Source organism: Streptomyces durbertensis, from assembly GCF_014156695.1.
Taxonomy (GTDB): Bacteria; Actinomycetota; Actinomycetes; order Streptomycetales; family Streptomycetaceae; genus Streptomyces; species Streptomyces durbertensis.
In genome coordinates, this window is record NZ_WMLF01000387.1 from 1 (window position 1) to 5,219 (window position 5,219).

Annotated in this window: 3 protein-coding genes; 2 read left to right on the forward strand and 1 reads right to left on the reverse strand. The window is 73.1% G+C overall.

What is annotated here, in order from left to right; translation table 11 throughout:
* Nucleotides 1–494: 494 nt before the first annotated feature.
* On the forward strand, nucleotides 495–3,338 hold the full coding sequence (ppc, locus tag GL263_RS20960; protein WP_182857285.1) for a phosphoenolpyruvate carboxylase: 2,844 nt from the start codon (nucleotides 495–497) through the stop codon (nucleotides 3,336–3,338).
* Nucleotides 3,339–3,431: 93 nt separating this feature from the next.
* On the opposite strand, the gene GL263_RS20965 is transcribed toward ppc, so the two are convergent.
* Nucleotides 3,432–3,938, reverse strand: a complete 507-nt coding sequence (locus GL263_RS20965; protein WP_182857286.1) for a hypothetical protein — start codon at nucleotides 3,936–3,938, stop codon at nucleotides 3,432–3,434.
* 213 nt (nucleotides 3,939–4,151) lie between these two features.
* Between GL263_RS20965 and GL263_RS20970 the strand changes: the two genes are divergently transcribed.
* The coding region (locus GL263_RS20970; RefSeq protein ID WP_182857287.1) for an ABC-F family ATP-binding cassette domain-containing protein at nucleotides 4,152–5,219 on the forward strand (1,068 nt) is incomplete at its 3' end.

The following is a 5,219-nucleotide window of genomic DNA, read 5'->3' on the forward strand; positions in this document are numbered from 1 at the left end:
AAGAGACAGGCCGCCGGGTGTGCGCGGGGTCGGGGAGTCCGAGATGTCCGCGCGCGGAGATCGCGAGCTTTCGGTGCGCCGCGGAGCCGTTTCGGGGGTGGTTGTCATAAGCGTCCCTGAGGAAAAGGGGGAAGGTGGTGGAAGATCCACGATTGAAGATCCACACCTACGGGACCGTAACCTACGGTTTCGTAAGTATTGCAGCACATCCCCCTCGCTCGACAAGAACGATCGCGTCACACCTTCGGGGCAGTGCCGTCGCGACGGCGCCGGTCGGTTCGCCTGGTGGACTGGACGTCCCGGGCCACGCGCCGCGACCTATCCTTTACGCGTCGGACAGCGCGGTCCGCGACCTGCCACAAGCAACGACGAAGCGAGCCAGCCGCCGTTTGGTGTGATGGGGTCCGACCGGGGCGCGCCGGCGCGCCGGCCGAGCCCCCGACCGTCAGGGCGGCTGGAGAGCTGCCGATACTGCCGCAAGGAGCCGCACCCCCATGAGCAGTGCCGACCACCGCACGACCGGCGGCGAGGGCCCGCAGGCCCGGGCCGCCGCCCCCGCAGTCCCCGGCGCGACCGAACCCGCGGTTCCGGACGCCGCGGCCTCGGAGGTCCCCGATCCGAACGAGGCGGCCAGTGCCCTGCGCGCGGACATCCGCCGGCTGGGCGACCTGCTCGGCGAGACACTGGTCCGCCAGGAGGGCAAGGACCTGCTCGACCTGGTCGAGCGGGTGCGGGCGCTCACCCGCACGGACGGCGAGGCCGCCGCCCGGCTGCTGGGCGAGACGGACCTGGAGACGGCCGCGAAGCTGGTACGCGCGTTCTCCGTCTACTTCCATCTGGCGAACGTCACCGAGCAGGTGCACCGGGGACGCGAGCTGCGCGACCGGCGGGCGAGCGAGGGCGGCCTCCTTGCCCGCACGGCCGACATGCTGAAGGACGCCGACCCCGAGCACCTGCGGCGGACCGCCGAGCGGCTGGGCGTCCGTCCGGTGTTCACCGCACACCCGACGGAGGCGGCCCGCCGGTCGGTGCTGACCAAGCTGCGCCGGGTGGCGGAGCTGCTGGAGCGCTCGGAGTCGGCCGCCGCGAGCGGCGACCGGCGCCGCGTGGACCTGCGGCTGGCCGAGAACGTCGACCTGATCTGGCAGACCGACGAGCTGCGGGTGGCCCGGCCGGAGCCGACCGACGAGGCCCGCAACGCCGTCTACTACCTGGACGAGCTGCACCGGGGCGCGGTCGGCGACGTCCTGGAGGACCTGGCCGACGAGCTGGAGCGGGCCGGCGCGCCGCTGCCTCCCGACGCCCGCCCGCTGACGTTCGGCACCTGGATCGGCGGTGACCGCGACGGCAACCCGAACGTGACGCCGCAGGTCACCTGGGACGTGCTGATCCTCCAGCACGAGCACGGCATCACCCAGGCACTGGAGCACGTGGACGAACTGCGCGGCGCGCTGTCGAACTCGATCCGCAACTGCGGCGCGACCCAGGAGCTGCTGGACTCCCTGAACGAGGACCTGGAGCGGCTGCCGGAGATCACCCCGCGCTACAAGCGACTGAACGCCGAGGAGCCCTACCGGCTGAAGGTCACCTGCGTCCGGCAGAAGCTGCTCAACACCCGTGAGCGGCTGGCGAACGACACCCCGCACGTTCCGGGCCGGGACTACCTGGGCACCGGCGAACTCCTCGCCGACCTGGAGCTGGTGCGGACCTCGCTGCGCGAGCACCGGGGTGGCCTGATCGCGGACGGCCAGCTCGCGCGGGCGCTGCGCACGCTGTCGGCGTTCGGCCTCCAGCTGGCCACGATGGACGTCCGCGAGCACGCCGACGCCCACCACCACGCGCTCGGCCAGCTCTTCGACCGGCTCGGCGAGGAGTCCTGGCGGTACGAGGACATGCCGCGCGACTACCGGATGCGGCTGCTCGCCAAGGAGCTGCGCTCCCGTCGTCCACTGGCACCGACGCCGGCGCCGCTGGACGAGGCCGGTGCGAAGACGCTCGGCGTCTTCGAGACGGTCCGGCGGGCGCTGGACACCTTCGGCCCCGAGGTCATCGAGTCGTACATCATCTCGATGTGCCAGGGCGCGGACGACGTGCTGGCGGCGGCGGTGCTCGCCCGCGAGGCGGGGCTGCTGGACCTGCACGGCGGCTGGGCCCGCATCGGCATCGTGCCGCTGCTGGAGACGACCGACGAGCTGCGCATCGCCGACGAGCTGCTGGACGCGATGCTGTCCGACCCCTCGTACCGGAAGCTGGTGTCGCTGCGCGGCGACCTCCAGGAGGTCATGCTGGGCTACTCCGACTCCTCGAAGTTCGGCGGCATCACCACCTCGCAGTGGGAGATCCACCGGGCTCAGCGCCGGCTGCGGGACGTGGCGCACCGGCACGGCGTGCGGCTGCGGCTGTTCCACGGCCGGGGCGGCACGGTCGGCCGGGGCGGCGGTCCCACGCACGACGCGATCCTCGCCCAGCCGTACGGCACGCTGGAGGGCGAGATCAAGGTGACCGAGCAGGGCGAGGTCATCTCCGACAAGTACCTGGTGCCGTCGCTGGCGCGGGAGAACCTGGAGCTGACGGTCTCCGCCACCCTCCAGGCGTCCGCGCTGCACACCGCGCCGCGGCAGTCGGAGGAGGCGCTGGCCCGCTGGGACGCGGCGATGGACACCGTCTCGGAGGCCGCGCACGACGCCTACCGGCGGCTGGTGGAGGACCCGGACCTGCCGGCGTACTTCTTCGCCTCCACGCCCGTCGGCCAGCTCGCCGAGCTGCACCTGGGCTCCCGGCCCTCGCGCCGCCCGGACAGCGGCGCCGGCCTCGACGGGCTGCGGGCCATCCCGTGGGTGTTCGGCTGGACGCAGTCCCGGCAGATCGTGCCGGGCTGGTTCGGCGTCGGCAGCGGGCTGAAGGCCGCCCGGGAGGCCGGGCTGGACTCGGTGCTCGCCGAGGCCCAGGAGAACTGGCACTTCTTCCGCAACTTCCTGTCGAACGTCGAGATGACGCTGGCCAAGACGGACCTGCGGATCGCCCGGCACTACGTCGACACGCTGGTCCCGTCCGAACTGCGGCACGTCTTCGAGAAGATCGAGGCCGAGCACGAGCTGACGGTCCGCGAGGTGCTGCGGATCACCGGTGAGAGCGAGCTGCTGGAGTCCAACCCGGTGCTGCGGCAGACGCTGCGGATCCGGGACGCCTACCTGGACCCGATCTCCTACCTGCAGGTCGCGCTGCTGCACCGGCAGCGGCAGGACGAGGAGGCCGGCAAGGAGCCGGACCAGCTGCTGTCCCGGGCGCTGCTGCTGACGGTCAACGGCGTCGCCGCCGGGCTGCGCAACACCGGCTGACGCCCCGGCGCCGTCCACGGCCCGCCGCCGCGCCTCACGCGCGGCGGCGGGCCGTGCGCGTGCGACCGGTGGCCGCGCTCAGCGGGTGCGTGCTCAGACGGTGAAGAAGGCGCCGGCCATCACGGCGCCGCCGAGGAGGCCCATCACCCAGCCGGTGCGGCGCAGCCGCAGGCCGCCGGCGAGCACCAGCGCCGCCAGTACCAGCGCGCCGCCGAGCGGTATCCAGGTGTGCAGCACCCCGCCGATCCCGGTGCGGACGACGTCCTCGGTGCCGGGCTTGAGCGCGACGGCCGGCCGGTCGCCGACGTCGCGCACCGCGGACTCGCCGATACCCACCCGGTCCGGCGCCGAACCGCCGGAGTCGGCGACGAACGGGCCGGTGCAGCGTCCGTCGGCGCACTTCTCGACGGTCATCGTGCCCCGGGTGCCGTCCTTGGGGAACATCGCGTGCCGGGCGTCGTCCCAGGAGGTCCAGCAGCCGGCCACCAGCAGCAGCGCCGCGACGAGGGCGACCAGCGCGTTCCGGCCGAGCAGCAGGAGCCCGTAGGCGCTCTCGCCGGCTCGTCGGGTTCGGCTGCGCTTCTTGGTGCTGGTCGGCATGGCGGCGATCCTTGGCCATGGCGATGCCGCCGGTCAACCTCGGTCGGACGGTTGCCCCTCTTTGTCCGGGGCATCCCGCACGGACCGGGCAAAGCACGCACCCGCGGACGTTCCCCGCCCTCCGGCTCCCGCTTCCCGCCGACGGGCGGGGCGGGCGACCGCACTAGGCTGAACGCGCGGGATGTCGCACACGTATGGCAGCAAGGGAGCCCCATGGCCGTCAACCTCGTCAATCTGGAAGCCGTCGGCAAGGCGTACGCGCTGCGCACGCTGCTGGACGGCGTCTCCCTCGGCGTGAACGAGGGAGACCGGATCGGCGTCGTCGGGCGGAACGGCGACGGCAAGACGACGCTCATCCACATCCTCGCGCGCAGCGAGCCCGCCGACAGCGGCCGGGTCACGCACGCCGGGGGGCTGCGCCTCGGGCTGCTCAGCCAGCAGGACTCGCTCGACCCGGAGGCGACGATCCGGCACGAGGTGCTGGGCGACATGGCCGACCACGAGTGGGCGGGGAACGCGCGGATCAGGGACGTGCTCACCGGGCTGTTCGGCGGGCTGGAGCCGGCCGGTTTCGCGGACGGCATGGACACCGTGATCGGCCCGCTCTCCGGCGGCGAGCGCCGCCGGATCGCGCTGGCGAAGCTGCTGATCGACGACCCGGACCTGCTGGTGCTGGACGAGCCGACGAACCACCTGGACGTGGAGGGCATCAGCTGGCTGGCCGGTCATCTGCGCGAGCGACGCTCCGCGCTGGTGTGCGTGACGCACGACCGCTGGTTCCTCGACCAGGTCTGCACGCGGATGTGGGACGTGCAGCGCGGACAGGTGTACGAGTACGAGGGCGGGTACAGCGACTACGTGTTCGCCCGGGCCGAGCGGGAGCGGATCGCCGCGACGGAGGAGGCCAAGCGGCAGAACCTCGTCCGCAAGGAGTTGGCGTGGCTGCGGCGCGGCGCGCCGGCGCGCACCAGCAAGCCGCGTTTCCGCGTCGAGGCGGCGAACGCGCTCATCGCGGACGAGCCGCCGCCGCGCGACCAGGCGGAGCTGATGCGCTTCGCCAACTCCCGGCTGGGGAAGACGGTCTTCGACCTGGAGGACGTGACCGTCCAGGCCGGCCCCAAGACGCTGATCGAGCACCTGACCTGGCAGCTGGGCCCGGGCGACCGGGTCGCGCTGGTGGGGGTGAACGGCGCCGGGAAGACGTCGCTGCTGCGGGCGCTCGCGGAGGCCGCCGCGTCCGACGGCGAGAAGCAGCCGGCGCGCGGGCGGGTCAGGGTGGGC

Coding starts and splice junctions, on each gene's coding strand:
- ppc (WP_182857285.1), top strand. CDS start 495: ATGAGCAGTGCCGACCACCGCACGACCGGCGGCGAGGGCCCGCAGGCC.
- GL263_RS20965 (WP_182857286.1), bottom strand. CDS start 3,938: ATGCCGACCAGCACCAAGAAGCGCAGCCGAACCCGACGAGCCGGCGAG.